The 14,409-nt window shown below is 72.8% G+C and carries 14 protein-coding genes; 12 read left to right on the top strand and 2 right to left on the bottom strand.

What is annotated here, in order from left to right; translation table 11 throughout:
* Positions 1–237: 237 nt before the first annotated feature.
* The 7 genes from lepB (at position 238) to IMZ35_RS01925 (ending at position 7,209) form a co-directional block, all read left to right on the top strand.
* Positions 238–1,194 (top strand): signal peptidase I, encoded by a 957-nt coding sequence (lepB, locus tag IMZ35_RS01955; protein WP_438816819.1) that lies wholly within the window; start codon positions 238–240, stop codon positions 1,192–1,194.
* Positions 1,195–1,217: 23 nt separating this feature from the next.
* Positions 1,218–1,922 (top strand): ribonuclease HII, encoded by a 705-nt coding sequence (locus IMZ35_RS01950; RefSeq protein ID WP_199439591.1) that lies wholly within the window; start codon positions 1,218–1,220, stop codon positions 1,920–1,922.
* A gap of 61 nt (positions 1,923–1,983) precedes the next feature.
* Positions 1,984–2,307 (top strand): DUF2469 domain-containing protein, encoded by a 324-nt coding sequence (locus IMZ35_RS01945; RefSeq protein WP_199439104.1) that lies wholly within the window; start codon positions 1,984–1,986, stop codon positions 2,305–2,307.
* A gap of 243 nt (positions 2,308–2,550) precedes the next feature.
* A complete protein-coding gene (locus tag IMZ35_RS01940) occupies positions 2,551–2,943 on the top strand; it encodes a YraN family protein (protein ID WP_199439103.1) in 393 nt (130 codons plus the stop codon).
* Entirely contained in the window at positions 2,943–4,463 is a 1,521-nt protein-coding gene (locus IMZ35_RS01935) for a YifB family Mg chelatase-like AAA ATPase (RefSeq protein WP_199439102.1), read from the top strand. The genes IMZ35_RS01940 and IMZ35_RS01935 overlap by 1 nt, the downstream gene beginning before the upstream one ends.
* A complete protein-coding gene (gene dprA / locus IMZ35_RS01930; protein ID WP_199439101.1) occupies positions 4,460–5,620 on the top strand; it encodes a DNA-processing protein DprA in 1,161 nt (386 codons plus the stop codon). The genes IMZ35_RS01935 and dprA overlap by 4 nt, the downstream gene beginning before the upstream one ends.
* Positions 5,621–6,255: 635 nt before the next feature.
* Positions 6,256–7,209, top strand: a complete 954-nt coding sequence (locus IMZ35_RS01925) for a FliA/WhiG family RNA polymerase sigma factor (protein ID WP_199439100.1) — start codon at positions 6,256–6,258, stop codon at positions 7,207–7,209.
* Here IMZ35_RS01925 and IMZ35_RS01920 read toward each other — a convergent pair.
* A complete protein-coding gene (locus tag IMZ35_RS01920) occupies positions 7,187–7,702 on the bottom strand; it encodes a M23 family metallopeptidase (RefSeq protein WP_199439099.1) in 516 nt (171 codons plus the stop codon). The two genes, IMZ35_RS01925 and IMZ35_RS01920, sit on opposite strands and share 23 nt — an antisense overlap.
* 355 nt (positions 7,703–8,057) lie before the next feature.
* Here IMZ35_RS01920 and rpsB point away from each other — a divergent pair, with 355 nt between their 5' ends.
* The 5 genes from rpsB to IMZ35_RS01895 all read left to right on the top strand — a co-directional run bounded on the left by rpsB (position 8,058) and on the right by IMZ35_RS01895 (position 12,266).
* Positions 8,058–8,963, top strand: coding sequence for a 30S ribosomal protein S2 (gene rpsB, locus IMZ35_RS01915; RefSeq protein WP_199439098.1), 906 nt, complete (start codon positions 8,058–8,060; stop codon positions 8,961–8,963).
* Positions 8,964–9,044: 81 nt separating this feature from the next.
* Positions 9,045–9,860 carry a translation elongation factor Ts gene (tsf, locus tag IMZ35_RS01910; protein ID WP_199439097.1) on the top strand — a complete coding sequence of 272 codons (816 nt, stop codon included), beginning with the start codon at positions 9,045–9,047 and terminating at the stop codon, positions 9,858–9,860.
* 118 nt (positions 9,861–9,978) lie between these two features.
* On the top strand, positions 9,979–10,689 hold the full coding sequence (gene pyrH, locus IMZ35_RS01905; RefSeq protein WP_229369255.1) for a UMP kinase: 711 nt from the start codon (positions 9,979–9,981) through the stop codon (positions 10,687–10,689).
* A 67-nt stretch (positions 10,690–10,756) separates the two neighbouring features.
* Positions 10,757–11,314 carry a ribosome recycling factor gene (gene frr / locus IMZ35_RS01900; RefSeq protein WP_199439095.1) on the top strand — a complete coding sequence of 186 codons (558 nt, stop codon included), beginning with the start codon at positions 10,757–10,759 and terminating at the stop codon, positions 11,312–11,314.
* 109 nt (positions 11,315–11,423) lie between these two features.
* Positions 11,424–12,266: a phosphatidate cytidylyltransferase gene (locus IMZ35_RS01895; protein WP_199439094.1), complete on the top strand. Its 843-nt coding sequence runs from the start codon at positions 11,424–11,426 to the stop codon at positions 12,264–12,266.
* A 9-nt stretch (positions 12,267–12,275) separates the two neighbouring features.
* Here the strand turns inward: IMZ35_RS01895 and IMZ35_RS01890 are convergent, their stop codons facing one another.
* Complete coding sequence (locus IMZ35_RS01890) at positions 12,276–14,276, bottom strand: ATP-binding protein (RefSeq protein WP_199439093.1); 2,001 nt, start codon at positions 14,274–14,276, stop codon at positions 12,276–12,278.
* Positions 14,277–14,409 lie beyond the last annotated feature (133 nt).

The raw sequence follows: 14,409 nt of genomic DNA, 5'->3' as shown, positions 1-14,409 counted from the left end.
GCGTTCCCCGCGTCGCGCCCGCCGACGTCGTCCGGCCTGCCGCCGGTGGCTCCCGCCGAGGAGACGACGCAGCTTCCGCGCGTCCCGCCTCCTCCGCCACCCCGCTCGCGTCCCAGGAGGCTGCTGCCCGCGGACGCCCCGGTCCCCGAGTTCGTGGCGCCGTTCGAGCCGTCGCACGTCGACCCGCTGGAGTCCTACGAGCCCGCCGAACCGGAGCGGGACGAGCGGCCAGGCGCGGTGAGCGACGTCAGGCCCGCGCGGGTGCGCGGCTCGCACCGGGTGGACCGGCTCGACCAGAACTCCGCCCGATCGGGTGGAAGACGCAAGGCCGACGACGCCGAGCAGACCGGGCTGCACCGCAAGGTGCGCACGCCGTCGTTCTGGAAGGAACTGCCGGTCCTCGTCGTCGTGGCCTTCGGCCTGGCGGTGCTGATCCAGAGCTTCGTCGGCCGGGTCTACATGATCCCGTCGCCGTCGATGGAGCAGACGTTGCACGGCTGCGCCGGCTGCTACGGCGACCGCGTGCTCGTCGACAAGCTGACCTACGACTTCACCGACCCGAGCCCCGGCGACGTGGTGGTCTTCCACGGCCCGACGAGCTGGCAGAACCAGGACTTCGCCGCCGAGCCGCCCGGCAACGCCGTCGCGCGGACGGTGCAGAACCTCGGTTCGCTCGTGGGCCTGCCCGCGACGAACGAGGAGGACTTCGTCAAACGGGTGATCGCGGTCGGCGGGCAGACCGTGCAGTGCTGCGACGACAGGAACCGCGTGCTGGTCGACGGTGTGCCGATCGACGAGTCGGCCTACATCTACTGGGAGCCGGGCCGCAGCACCGTGCAGGAGTCCTTCGCGCCGCTGACGATCCCCGAGGGCCAGCTGTTCGTGCTGGGCGACAACCGCAACGACTCGTGCGACTCCCGCTGTCAGGGCGGCGGGCGCGAGGCCGGACTGGTCCCGGTGGACAACGTCGTGGGCAAGGCGCGGATGATCGTGCTGCCCCCGTCGCGCTGGCAGGGTGTCGGGGACGACGATCCGCAGGTCGCGGCTCTCGGCGCACCGACGTGGCAGCACGGGCTGCCGGCCGGTGCCGGTGCCGCGGCGGCGTGGCCGCTGCTGTGGCTCGGCAAGCGGGCCGGGCGGCTGCTGCCGCGCGGGCTGTTCCGCCGGGACGACGAACGACGAGGTGAAGGGTGACGCTGGTGAAGCCGCCCAGGGCGATCGTCCGGGGCGCGTCGGGCATCTGGGCGTTGCAGGCCGCGCTCGACCGCAGGGGCCTGGGACCGGTGGCGGGCGTGGACGAGGCGGGACGCGGCGCGTGCGCCGGTCCGCTCGTGGTCGCCGCGTGCGTGCTCAGGCCGGGCGACGCCGCCCGGTTCGAGGGGCTCACGGACTCGAAGCTGATGACGGCGGCGGCGCGCGAGCGCATGTTCGACCTCGTGCGGGCGCGGGCGGCCCAGTACTCCGTCGTGGTGATCCCGGCCGCCGAGATCGACCTGATCGGGGTGCACGTCGCCAACATCGAGGGCATGCGTCGCGCGGTGGCGCGGCTGCCCGAGCACCCCGGCTACGTGCTGACCGACGGTTTCCGGGTGCCCGGCCTGACCGCGCCGAGCATGCCGGTGGTCAAGGGCGACCGGGTCGCGGCGTGCGTCGCGGCGGCATCGGTGCTGGCCAAGGTCACGCGCGACCGCGTCATGGAGGATCTGCACCGCGAGTTCCCGCGCTACGGGTTCGACGTGCACAAGGGGTACAGCACCGCCGAGCACGGCGCCGCGCTGACGGAGCACGGCCCGACTGAGCAGCACCGGTGGTCGTATGCGAACGTGACAGCGGCCGCGGTGGCCCACGACCTGGCTCCGCCACATCGGGTGGCGAGGAGCACGGCGGCGGCCGCCGTGGTCCAGAATGGAGCGACCCGGTGATCCGGGTGACCAGGCTCGCGACGAGGAGGGGCGCGGATTCGATGACCCGCGCGGAGGCGTGATGAGTGCAGAGGATCTCGAGAAGTACGAGACCGAGATGGAACTGTCGCTGTACAAGGAGTACCGCGACATAGTGGGTCAGTTCTCGTTCGTCGTGGAGACCGAGCGGCGTTTCTACCTGGCCAATTCGGTCGACGTGCAGGTCCGCAACGCCGACGGCGAGGTCTACTTCGAGGTGCGGATGTCCGACGCGTGGGTGTGGGACATGTACCGCCCGGCACGGTTCGTCAAGAACGTCCGGGTGATCACCTTCAAGGACGTCAACGTCGAAGAACTGGACAAGCCGGAGTTGCGGCTGCCCGAGGAAGGCCCGTTCAAGGGCTGACACCGGCCTGCTGAGGGGCGGAGGCCACCACCGCGACACGCGCTGTCGCGGTGGTGGCCTCCGTGCGCTTCCGGGCACTCCTGGCTCCCCCAGCACGGGGCACCGACAGGACTCGACGCGCGCGCCCCGTTCCGGAGCGATCCGTCCACAGCCCGCGAGTTGTCCACAGATCAGCGGAACCCACTGGTAGCGGCTTCGCGAGCCCGGCACGGTCGTGGCAGACGACCAGCTGGGGAGGCGAGCATGACGGCAGTGGTGACCGGTGCGGACGCGGCACGGCGTTCCGCCGCGAGCAGGGACCTCGGCAGACGCGGCGAGGACGTGGCCTGCCGGTTCCTCCAGGAGCAGGGCCTGGTGGTGCTGTCGCGGAACTGGCGGTGCCGCGAGGGGGAGCTGGACGTCGTCGCGACCGACGGCCGCAGGCTCGTGGTGTGCGAGGTGAAGACCCGCTCGGGGCTCTCGCACGACGATCCGGTGGAGGCGGTGACCCCGGAGAAGCTGGCGCGCGTCCGCAGGCTCGCGCTGCGCTGGCTCGCCGCGCACCGCGTGGGGTGGTGCGAGATCCGCTGCGACGTGATCTCGCTGCTCTGGCCGCAGGACGGGCCGGTCCGCCTGCACCACCTGCGGAACGTGTGATGGCGCTGGGACGCGCGTGGTCGGTCGCCCTGTTCGGGGTCGACGGGCTCGCGGTGGAGATCGAGGCCGACATCGGGCCCGGCACGGTCAGGACGCAGCTGCTCGGTCTGCCCGACGCGGCCCTGCACGAGTCGAAGGACCGGGTGAAGTCCGCGGTCCGCAACAGCGGTTTCGACTGGCCCTCGCAACGGGTCACGCTCGGCCTGTCGCCCGCGACACTGCCCAAGGGCGGGTCGGGCTACGACCTGGCGCTGGCGTGCGCCGTGCTGGTGGCGGCGAAGGCGGTGGTGACCGACCGGCTCGGCGGGACGGTGCTGCTGGGGGAGCTGGCCCTCGACGGGCGGGTGCGGCCGGTGCGCGGGGTGCTGCCCGCGCTGCTCGCGGCCCGCCGAGCCGGGCTGCGCCGGGCGGTCGTGCCGGTGGAGGCGCTGGCCGAGGCGGCGCTCGTGGAGGGCGTCGAGCTGCTGGGGGCGCACACCCTGGGCGACGTCGTGGCGTGGTTGCGGGGCGACGACGCCGTGCTGGTGCCGCCGCCGGAGCACGAGGACCCCGTGCCGCCACCGGTGGAGGACCTCGGTGACGTGGTGGGTCAGCCGGAGGCGCGCTGGGCGCTGGAGGTCGCCGCGGCCGGTGCGCACCACCTGCTGCTGGTCGGCCCGCCGGGCACCGGCAAGACGATGCTCGCGCGGCGCCTGATCGGGCTCCTGCCGCCGCTGTCGGTGGAGGAGGCGCTGTCGGTGACCGCAGTGCACTCGGTGGCGGGCCTGCTGACCGCCGGAGCGCCGCTCGTGGCCGCGCCGCCGTTCGTGACGCTGCACCACTCGACGTCGATGGCCGCGCTGGTCGGCGGTGGCGCGGGGCTGGCGAAACCGGGCGCGATCAGCCGCGCGCACCGGGGCGTGCTGTTCCTGGACGAGGTGTGCGAGTTCGGCCAGTCGAACCTCGACGCCCTGCGGACCGCGCTGGAGGACGGGGAGATCCAGCTCGCCCGCCGCGACGGCGTGGTCCGCTACCCCGCCCGGTGCCAGCTCGTGCTGGCCACCAACCCCTGCCCCTGCGCGCCGCCGAAGGACGTCGACTGCTGCTGCCGCCCGACCGCGCGCCGCCGCTACCTGGCCAAGTTGTCGGGGCCGCTGCTCGACCGGGTCGACCTGAGGGTCCGGATGCGACCGCTGACCGCCATGACGGGCCCGGAGGTCGCCGAGCCGGAGCCCACGGTGCTCGTGCGCGACCGGGTGCTGGCCGCCCGCGCGCGGGCCGCGCGGCGCTGGGGCGACCGGGGCTTCTCGTGGCGGACGAACGCCGAGGTCCCCGGCCCGGTGCTGCGCCGGGAGTTCGCGCTGCCCCGCGCGGACACCGCCCTGCTGGACCGCGCCCTGGCCAGCGGGGCGCTCACCGGTCGCGGCGCCGACCGCTGTCTGCGGGTCGCCTGGACACTGGCCGACCTCGCCGGTCGGGACCGGCCGTCCGCCGACCACGTGGCCGCCGCGCTGGAGTTCCGCGAGAGGAGGTCGGCGTGAGCGCGGAGGGAGCGGCCGACGAGGAGGTCCGGTTGGCGCGCGCCTACCTGTCGCGGGTGGCCGAACCGCCCGCGCTCGCGCTGGGAGCCCTGATCGACCTGCTCGGGCCGGTGGAGGCGGCCCGGCGGGTGCGGCGCGGCGACGTTCCGGTGTCGGTGCAGGTCCAGACGGCGGCGCGGTGCGCCGAGGACCGTGCCGAGGAGGACCTGCGCCGGGTCGCCGAGGCCGGTGGCCGCCTGGTCGTGCCGGAGGACGAGGAGTGGCCCGCCTGGCCGTTCACCGCTCTCGCGGTGGCCGGACGGCAGCGGTTGCGCTGCGGCGGCGAGCCGCTCGCGCTGTGGGTGCGGGGAGCGGCGGCGTGCGCCGAGCTGGCGGAGCGGGCGGTCGCCGTCGTCGGCTCGCGCGCCGCGAGCGGCTACGGCCAGCACGTCGCCGCCGAGTTCGGCCACGGTCTGGCCGCGGCGGGACTCGTGGTGGTCTCCGGGGCCGCCCACGGCGTCGACGGGGCCGCGCACCGGGGCGCGCTGGCGGCGGGCGGGCGCACCCTCGCGGTCCTGGCGTGCGGGGTGGACGTGGCCTACCCGGCCGGTCACCAGGCGCTGCTCGCCCGCATCCCCGAGCGCGGGCTGGTCGTCAGCGAGTACCCGCCGGGCACCTCGCCCGCCCGGCACCGCTTCCTGACCCGCAACCGGCTGATCGCCGCGCTGGCGCTGGGCACGGTCGTGGTGGAGGCGGGCCGGCGCAGCGGCGCGAAGAACACCGCCGCGTCCACCACCGCGCTGGGTCGGGTGCTCATGGCCGTGCCGGGGCCGATCACCTCCGCCACGTCGGTGGGCTGCGGTGAGCTGCTGCGCTCCGGTGAGGCGGTGGCCGTGAGCAGCGTCGAGGAGGTCGTGGAGTCCGTCGGCCGCATCGGCGACGACCTGGTGGAGCCACCACCCCGGAGCGCTCGTGAGTTCGGCTCGCCCGACGGCGAGGCGATGCGGGTGCACGACGCGCTGTCACCGGCGCTGGGCCGGAGTCCGCAGGCGATCTCGGTGGAGTCGGGGGTGCCGCTCGACCGGGTGCGCGCCCTGCTGCCGGAGTTCGAGCTCAGCGGTCACGCGGCGCGCACCGAGACCGGGTGGGTCCGCGTCGGGACGACCGGGCGGAGGTGACGTCCTCGGACCACCGGCGGGTGCGCGCGTCGCGCACGTGGCCCGCGCGACCGCCCGCAACCCCTCCGCGCTGGCCTGTTCCGGACAGGCCGACGTGGTGCCGCGAGCTGGCGGTTCCGCAGTCGTGAACGGACAACCGGTTGCGCTGCGTGACCGCTCCGTGGTGGAGTTGCGGTGCGCGATCGGAGTTCGGCTTGCTGGGGAACGTGGTCCGGAGGCGATCGGCGCGAAGGAGACGAACGGCGCGGACCGCCTCTCGCCGGTGGTCCGCGCGCCGGGCGAGAGGTGCTCCGCACCCGCCGTCCGGCCGTGCGACCCGGCCGCGAACGCGGTGCGGAACGGATTCGATCCGGAGCGGAAGGCGCAGGTAGCAGATGGTGTTGCAGGTACACCGCGCCGGGCGGTGGCGTCCGATCGGCCGATTCCGCGTACCGCTCACCGGCTCTCGCGCGATGTAGTGGGTGATGCACCCGGCGCCGCTGGCGCCGGACCGCGTGCACCTCGCCGCTCGGCGGCGACACGCCAGTCGGAAGGGGGAGCGAACCTGCACGCCGTCCACGAACAGCTTGGTCACGCTACGCTCGCAACCACTCAGTTCCAGACACACCCAACCGTCGAACGGCTGAAGGCGATCCATGACCGAACCAACCCCCGCTCCTGAAGGCTCGCGGGGAGGTTCGCGCACGGCGACCGAAACCTCCCGGCCGACGGGGACGAACGGTCACCACGTCGAACCGGTGGACGGCTCGAACGGGCACGTGGCCCTCGTCGCCGAGGCCCTGAGGGGCGGTGTCCTCCGCGCCGCGCACCCCTCCGACTACGCGGACGACGTCGAGGCGGGCATCGTCGCGCTGTGGCGCAAGTACGGCCGCTCCCGCGAGCAGAACCTCCGCGACCGCCTCGTGCTGCACTACGCCCCGCTGGTCAAGTACGTCGCGGGCCGCGTCGGCACGGGTCTGCCCGCGCACGTCGACGTGGCCGACCTGATCCAGTCGGGCATCTTCGGCCTCGTCGACGCCATCGAGAAGTTCGAGCCCGAGCGCGGCCTGAAGTTCGAGACCTACGCGATGCAGCGCATCCGCGGCGCGATCCTCGACGACCTGCGCTCCCAGGACTGGGTGCCCCGCTCGGTGCGCAGCCGGGCCCGCGACGTGCAGCAGGCGCTGGAGCGGCTGGGCGCGCGGTTGCAGCGCACACCGACCGACCGGGAGATCGCCGTCGAGCTGAAGATCGGCCTGGCGGAGCTGCGCGAGCTGTACGCCCAGCTCCAGCTCACCAGCGTCGTCGCCCTGGACGAGCTGATCGCCGCCGGTCGCGGCGGCGCGTCGCTGGCCGAGTCGCTGCCCGACGAGGGCGCGGAGGACCCGGTCGCCATGATGGTCGACCTCGACAGCCGCAGGCAGCTCGCCGACGCCATCGCCCAGCTCGCCGAGCGCGACCGCGTCGTGGTGACCCTCTACTACTTCGAGAACCTGACCCTGGCCGAGATCGGCAAGGTCCTCGGCGTGACCGAGTCCCGCGTCTGCCAGTTGCACACCAGGGCCGTCCTGCGGCTGCGCACGAAGCTCAGCGAGCAGGCCGAGACGTGAGCGTCAGCGGGAGCAGCCGCACCCGCCCCGGCGCCACCAGCCCCAGCGGATCGACGTGCTCCCCGCCCCGCAGCGCTCCCCAGTGCAGGCACGCCCGGTCCGCCGAGCCCGCGACGACGCACCCCGGGTGCCCCGGCCGCAGCAGGCCGAGCACGTCGCCGCGCCGCACCCGCTGACCGGTGGTGACCCGCGGGGTCACCGGCTCGTAGGTGGTGCGCAGCCCGCGGCCGTGGTCGAGCGACACCAGCGGCCGGTCCACGACCGTCCCGGCGAAGCGCACGACGCCGTCGGCCGCGGCGAGCACCGGCTCGCCGACCGCGCCGCCGAGGTCCACGCCGCGATGGCCGGGGCCGTACGGGGTGGCCGGGGCGGAGAACGGCCGCAGCACCGGGTGCGGTGGAGCGAGCGGCCAGCCGAACCGCCCGGCGGCCCGCGCCGTTCCGGCCGGCGCGAGCAGCAGCAGGCAGACCAGCGCGACCAGGGCTCTTCGCATGTCCTCACGCTGGCCGAGCGTCCCGGCCGGGGCCAGTGCCGGGCCCGGAACTGTGGACAGTTCGAGGGCTGTGGACAACTCGGGTACCGGTTCAGCCCGCTGGTCCTCTTCGGCGTACACTCTTCGTGCGGCCCGTGTGCGCACGGGGCGACTTCGCGTGCCATTGCAGATCCGATCAGCTTCTTCGGCGTGGTCGAGTCGCGGCGTCCGGCGGTCCCGAGGGTGGAATCCACTTCTCCCGGAGGGTCCGGACACCGGCGGGGCACCAGGGCGGGGGATCACCGATCACCCGCGTCAACCGATACCGCGAACCGGTGGAACCGGTTCGCCAGATGGAGAAGGTGCGATACAGGCCATGGCCGTCGTCACCATGAAGCAGCTGCTCGACAGCGGCGTGCACTTCGGGCACCAGACCCGTCGCTGGAACCCGAAGATGAAGCGCTACATCCTCACCGAGCGCAACGGCATCTACATCATCGACCTCCAGCAGACGCTGACCTACATCGACCGGGCGTACGAGTTCGTCCGCGAGACGGTCGCGCACGGCGGGTCGATCCTCTTCATCGGCACCAAGAAGCAGGCGCAGGAGGCCATCGCCAACGAGGCGCTCCGCGTCGGCATGCCCTTCGTGAACCAGCGGTGGCTGGGCGGCATGCTCACCAACTTCACCACGGTGCACAAGCGCCTCCAGCGGCTCAAGGAGCTGGAGTCGATGGAGCAGACCGGCGGTTTCCAGGGTTTCACCAAGAAGGAAATCCTGATGATGAACCGCGAGAAGGACAAGCTGGAGCGCACGCTCGGCGGCATCCGCGACATGGCCAGGGTTCCCTCCGCGGTGTGGATCGTCGACACCAAGAAGGAGCACATCGCCGTCGGTGAGGCTCGCAAGCTGAACATCCCGATCGTCGCGGTCCTCGACACCAACTGCGACCCGGACGAGGTCGACTACCCGATTCCGGGCAACGACGACGCGATCCGCTCCGCCGCGCTGCTGACCAAGGTGGTGGCCGAGGCCGCCGCCGCCGGTCTCATGTCGCGCTCCGGTGCTCGCACCGGCGCCGACAAGCCCGAGACCGGTGTGGACGAGCCGCTGGCCGAGTGGGAGAAGGAGCTGCTGACCAGCGCGGCTCCCGAGGCGGAGAAGGCCCCCGAGGCCCCTGCCGCCGCCGAGGCTCCGGTCGCCGAGGCGCCCGCCGCCGAGGCTCCCGCGACCGAGGCTCCCGCTGCTGACGCTCCGGCAGAGCAGCCCGCCCAGTCCTGATCCACCGCGCGCCGCGCCCACCACGACGGTGGGCGCGGTGCGCGTCAGCGCGTACACCGCAGAAGGAACGGAAAACGCACGATGGCGAACTACACCGCGGCCGACGTCAAGCGGCTCCGCGAGCTCACCGCCGCTGGCATGATGGACTGCAAGAAGGCCCTGGACGAGGCCGACGGCGACTTCGACAAGGCCGTCGAGATCCTCCGCATCAAGGGTGCGAAGGACGTCGGCAAGCGCGCCGAGCGCACCACCTCCAACGGCCTCGTGGTCGCCGAGGACGGTGTGATGGTCGAGCTGCGCTGCGAGACGGACTTCGTCGCGAAGAACTCCGACTTCCAGGACCTCGCGAGCCGGATCGTCGCCGTCGCCAAGGCCACCAAGTCCGCCGACGCCGAGGCCCTCAAGGCCGCCGACCTCGACGGCAAGACCGTCGACGCCGTCGTCCAGGAGTTCTCCGCGAAGATCGGCGAGAAGCTCGAGGTCGCGAAGGTCGCCGTCTTCGACGGCACCGTCTCCACCTACCTGCACCGCCGTGCCGCCGACCTGCCGCCCGCCGTCGGCGTGCTGGTCGAGTACACCGGTGACAGCACCGAGGCCGCGCGCGGCGCCGCGATGCAGATCGCCGCGATGCGCCCGAAGTACGTCACCCGTGACGAGGTGCCCGCCGACCTGGTCGCGAACGAGCGCCGGATCGCCGAGGAGACCGCTCGCGAGGAGGGCAAGCCCGAGCAGGCGCTGCCCAAGATCGTCGACGGTCGCGTCAACGGCTTCTTCAAGGACGTCGTGCTCCTGGAGCAGCCGTCGGTGACGGAGTCGAAGAAGACGGTCAAGGCCGTGCTGGACGAGGCCGGGGTCGTGGTCACCCGCTTCGCCCGCTTCGAGGTCGGCCAGAGCTGATCCGCGTGAGGGCGGGGTTGCGACGAGACGGCAACCCCGCCCTTTCCGTGTCCGGACTTGGACGAAGCCGCTAGGAGGATCCGTGGGTGAGGAGCAGGTGCACGGTTATCGCCGTGTGATGCTGAAGCTGGGCGGCGAGATGTTCGGCGGTGGTGGCGTCGGCGTCGATCCGGACGTGGTGCAGACCGTCGCCAGGCAGATCGCCGAGGTCGTGCGAACGGGCGCGCAGGTCGCCGTCGTCATCGGTGGTGGCAACTTCTTCCGCGGCGCGGAGCTCCAGCAGCGCGGGATGGACCGCTCCCGCGCCGACTACATGGGGATGCTCGGCACGGTCATGAACTGCCTCGCGCTCCAGGACTTCCTGGAACGCGAGCACGGCATCGACACGCGCGTGCAGACCGCCATCACCATGGGCCAGGTCGCGGAGTCCTACATCCCGCGCCGGGCCATGCGGCACCTGGAGAAGGGCCGCGTCGTGATCTTCGGCGGCGGAGCGGGGATGCCCTACTTCTCCACCGACACCACGGCCGCGCAGCGCGCCCTGGAGATCGGCTGCGAGATCGTCCTCATGGCGAAGGCCGTCGACGGCATCTACACCGCCGACCCCAGGATCGATCCCGACGCCCTGATGTTCGACGGCATCACCCACCGCGAGGTGCTCGAACGCGGCCTGAACGTCGCCGACGCGACCGCGTTCAGCCTCTGCATGGACAACAACATGCCCATCATGGTGTTCAACCTGCTCACCGAGGGGAACATCGCGCGAGCGGTGCGTGGTGAGAAGATCGGAACCCTGGTGAGCACCCCCGGTGGTCGCCCGTCCTTCTAGACCTGCTGGGATCAGTCCGGCTGCACGTCGCGCAGCACCTGCCCGGCTCGCACACCAAGGAGTAGCCGTGATCGACGAGACCCTCCTCGACGCCGAGGAGAAGATGGAAAAAGCGGTGTCGGTTGCGAAGGAGGACCTCGCGTCGGTGCGCACCGGCCGGGCGAATCCCTCCATGTTCTCCCGCATCGTCGTGGACTACTACGGTTCCCCGACACCGCTGAACCAGCTCGCCAGCGTCAGCATCCCCGAGGCGCGCATGGCGGTGGTCAAGCCCTACGACACCAGCCAGCTCAACGCCGTGGAGAGGGCCATCCGCGACTCGGACCTCGGGGTCAACCCGAGCAACGACGGCACCATCATCCGCATCTCCATCCCGCAGCTCTCCGAGGAGCGCCGCCGGGAGATGGTGAAGGTCGCCAAGGCCAAGGGCGAGGACTCCCGCGTCACCATGCGCAACATCCGCCGCAAGGCGAAGGAAGAGCTCGACCGCCTGGTCAAGGACGGCGAGGTCGGCGAGGACGAGGGTGCTCGCGCGGAGAAGGAGTTGGAGAGCCTCACCCACAAGTACGTCGGGCAGGTCGACGAACTCGTGAAGCACAAGGAAGTCGAGCTCCTCGAAGTCTGATGGTCCCACTGCTGTCGAACGGCCGCGGCGCCGGTCGCACGATTTGGTCGGCTGGTGAACGGTCGTGACAGGAGCACAGGTGTCAGGCGGCGGTCAGCAGGACGCGCCCGTGTCGTCAAGCGGCGACGCGGGCGCCAAGCCGTCCAGGGCGGGGCGCGACCTGCGCGCCGCCATCGGGGTGGGCGTCGGTCTGGCGCTGGTCGTCATCGCGTCGCTGGTCTTCGTGCGCCAGGCGTTCGTCCTGGTCGTGGCCGCCGCCGTCGCGGTGGCCACCGTGGAGCTGGCCGGTGCGCTCAAGAACAGCGGCGGCGTCCGGGTGGCGCTCGTGCCGGTGCTGGTGGGCGGTCAGGCGGTGGTCTGGCTGTCCTGGCCGTTCGGGCGAGCCGGTGCGCTGTCCGCGTTCGTGGTGACGATGCTGGCGTGCCTGTTCTGGCGGTTCCGCGAGGGCTCCGACGGCTACCTGCGCGACGTGACGGCCTCGGTGTTCGCCGTCGCGTACGTGCCGCTGCTGGCGTCGTTCGCGGCGATGCTCGTCGTGCCGGAGGACGGCGCGTTCCGGGTGGTGTGCTTCGTCCTCGGCGTCGTGCTCTCCGACACCGGCGGCTACATCGCCGGTGTGCTCCTCGGCAAGCACCCGATGGCCCCGAAGATCAGCCCCAAGAAGTCCTGGGAGGGCTTCGCCGGGTCGATGATCGCGGGCACGGTGGGCGGCGCGCTGTCGCTCACGTTCTTCGTCGACGGCCTGTGGTGGCAGGGCGTCCTGTTCGGCGCCGCCCTCGTCGTCACCTCCACGGCCGGTGACCTGGTCGAGTCGCTGATCAAGCGCGACCTGGGCATCAAGGACATGGGCACGCTGCTGCCGGGACACGGCGGCCTCATGGACCGGATGGACTCGCTGCTGCCCTCCGCCGCGGTGGGGTGGCTGCTGCTCCAGCTCTTCGTCCCCGCGTAGCGACTCCGCTCAGCGCAGCACCTCCCGCTCCCACAGGGCGTCGCACAGCGCGGCGACGCCCCGCGTGAGGTGGCGGCGGTAGGTGCCCAGCGGCAGGCGGAGTCGTTGCGCGCACGCCTCCTGCGTGGTGGGCCCGCCGAGGTAGGTGGCCGAGACGGCCACGTGGTGCCGTCCGACGCGAAGCGCGTTCACGGTCTCGACCAGCACCCGGCGCAGCGTCGTGTCGTGCGCCGCGACCAGGTTGCTGCGGCTCAGCGGGTTCCGCGCGAGCCGGACCGGGTCGTCGGCGCAGCGCAGCGCGTCGCGCACCGCCTCGTCGAACTCGGCGCGGGACAGCACGGCCAGTTCGGGTGTCGCGGGAGGCCGCGCACCCGGCCCGTACACCTCCTCCACCGCGGCGTTGGTGAGCCAGACCCGCAACGGCGAGGTTCGCCAGTCGTGCACGTACAGCGTTTGCGCGTGTTCTCCCGCCGCAGCGGTCTCCGGCAGCGGCGGGTGGTCCAGGTAGATCATGAGCCGCTCCCAGAACCGCGGGTGCGGGGTCGCCATCACGCTCCAGGCGAGCCGGTCGGTCCGCATCCAGCAGGCGGCGATCCGCCACAGCATCCGGTCCAGCACCGGTGAGGGACGCACGTCGCCGTCCGGACACACCAGGAACCGCATCAGTCCGAGACGCTCGCCCGGCCGAGGCGGGGTCGACGCGCGGGCGTAGGCCCAGGCCGCGGCCAGCACCGGGTCCGCGGCCAGGTCCGCGGCGTCCGGCTCCTCGTCGAGCAGCCACGTCATGAACGCGACCGGTTCGCCCGTGCCCGACGACCGGTGGACGCGGAACGCCTCCGGCCACCGGTCCAGCCAGTGCGCCACGAGTGCGAGGTCGCAGGTTCCCGCCGCGAGCCGCAGCACGGCTCCGTGGTCCTCCGGCCGCAGGACGTCCTCGAACGTCGCGCCGTCCTCGCGGAACGAGAAGTAGTCGTGCGTGACACCGCCGTAGCGGTGCAGGTACGTGGTCTCGCTCAGGAGGGCGAGCGCCTCCGGCTCCGGCGCCTGCAGGCAACGCCCGATCAGGTGTTCGCGGATGCGCCGGTGCACCTCCTCCCAGCTCGCCATGTCGCGCCAGCGGAGATCGGCCTCCAGCGCGTCGCGGACGACGTCGTGCGGAAACACCCCGCGCGCGCCGGACTCCACGAACGGCAGCCGCCGCAGCCACGCGAACAGCTCGGCCGCGTCGTCGTCGGGCAGCACCGCCCGCAGCAGCAGCTCGGTCGTGACCAGGCTGTGCGCGCACACCTCCAGCGCCCTGCGGTGCGCCTGGCTCGGCACGTCGCCCACGAGCCGCTCCAGCAGCGTCGTCACGACGTCCCGCGCGGGCGCCGGGCCGGGTCCGGCGTCCGACGTGGTCTCGGCGGCCAGCCGCAGGGCGAGCGGGTGCCCGCCCGCGAACCGCAGCAGCTCGTCGTGCCGGGCCGGGTCGACCCCGCGGGACGTGAGCAGCGCCGAGGCCTCCTCGGGGGAGAGGTTGCGCAGGGCGATCACGCCCAGCGCGTCCTCCCAGCCGGGATCGGTCCGCCACTCCAGCGACGGCGGCTCCAGGTCCGCCACCACGACCACCGCGCGGTCGGGCAGCCGCGGCAGCAGCCGGCGGCGCAGCCACAGCTCCAGTCCCCGGCACCGCTCGAACGCGTCGATCAGCAGGACCGGGGTCTCGTCGGCGAGCACCGGCGCGGCGGCGGCCTCGAAGGCCGCAGGCGTCGCCGGAGTCGACCGGGCGCAGATGTGCGTCACGGTCCGTCCCGCCGCCTCGGCCTCGTCGGCGAAGCGCCGCAGCAGCGTCGACTTGCCGATCCCGCCGGGGCCGTGCACGAACAGCACGGGAGACGATCCGGGGTCGCCGCGCAGCGCGGCGCGGAACACCGCCAGCTCGCCGGAGCGTCCGGCGAAGGCGCGTGCGCGGGTCTCGCGCAGCCGCCCGGCGAGCAGCGTCCCGGTGGAGGACGTGATCGTGGAGGTCATCGTCTCCAGCGTAGAGCCGGTCAGACGGTCCTGGCCGGGTCGGTCGGACGGAGGACCGTCCCCTCGTGGTCCGCCACGACGGAGATCCGGCCCCACGGCGAGCCGGCCGGGTCGGTGATGACCTCACCGCCCG

The sequence above is a fragment of the Umezawaea beigongshangensis genome (assembly GCF_016464305.1).
Taxonomy (GTDB): domain Bacteria; phylum Actinomycetota; class Actinomycetes; order Mycobacteriales; family Pseudonocardiaceae; genus Umezawaea_A; species Umezawaea_A beigongshangensis.
Note: the sequence above shows the minus strand (reverse complement) of the source record. Positions and strands in the feature narration are given on the sequence as shown.

What these genes read in the sequence shown, in the direction of transcription:
- rpsB (WP_199439098.1), top strand. Translation starts at nt 8,058, where the DNA reads ATGGCCGTCGTCACCATGAAGCAGCTGCTCGACAGCGGCGTGCACTTC.
- pyrH (WP_229369255.1), top strand. Translation starts at nt 9,979, where the DNA reads ATGCTGAAGCTGGGCGGCGAGATGTTCGGCGGTGGTGGCGTCGGCGTC.
- IMZ35_RS01925 (WP_199439100.1), top strand. Translation starts at nt 6,256, where the DNA reads ATGACCGAACCAACCCCCGCTCCTGAAGGCTCGCGGGGAGGTTCGCGC.
- IMZ35_RS01920 (WP_199439099.1), bottom strand. Translation starts at nt 7,702, where the DNA reads ATGCGAAGAGCCCTGGTCGCGCTGGTCTGCCTGCTGCTGCTCGCGCCG.
- IMZ35_RS01890 (WP_199439093.1), bottom strand. Translation starts at nt 14,276, where the DNA reads ATGACCTCCACGATCACGTCCTCCACCGGGACGCTGCTCGCCGGGCGG.
- IMZ35_RS01945 (WP_199439104.1), top strand. Translation starts at nt 1,984, where the DNA reads ATGAGTGCAGAGGATCTCGAGAAGTACGAGACCGAGATGGAACTGTCG.
- tsf (WP_199439097.1), top strand. Translation starts at nt 9,045, where the DNA reads ATGGCGAACTACACCGCGGCCGACGTCAAGCGGCTCCGCGAGCTCACC.
- IMZ35_RS01940 (WP_199439103.1), top strand. Translation starts at nt 2,551, where the DNA reads ATGACGGCAGTGGTGACCGGTGCGGACGCGGCACGGCGTTCCGCCGCG.
- IMZ35_RS01935 (WP_199439102.1), top strand. Translation starts at nt 2,943, where the DNA reads ATGGCGCTGGGACGCGCGTGGTCGGTCGCCCTGTTCGGGGTCGACGGG.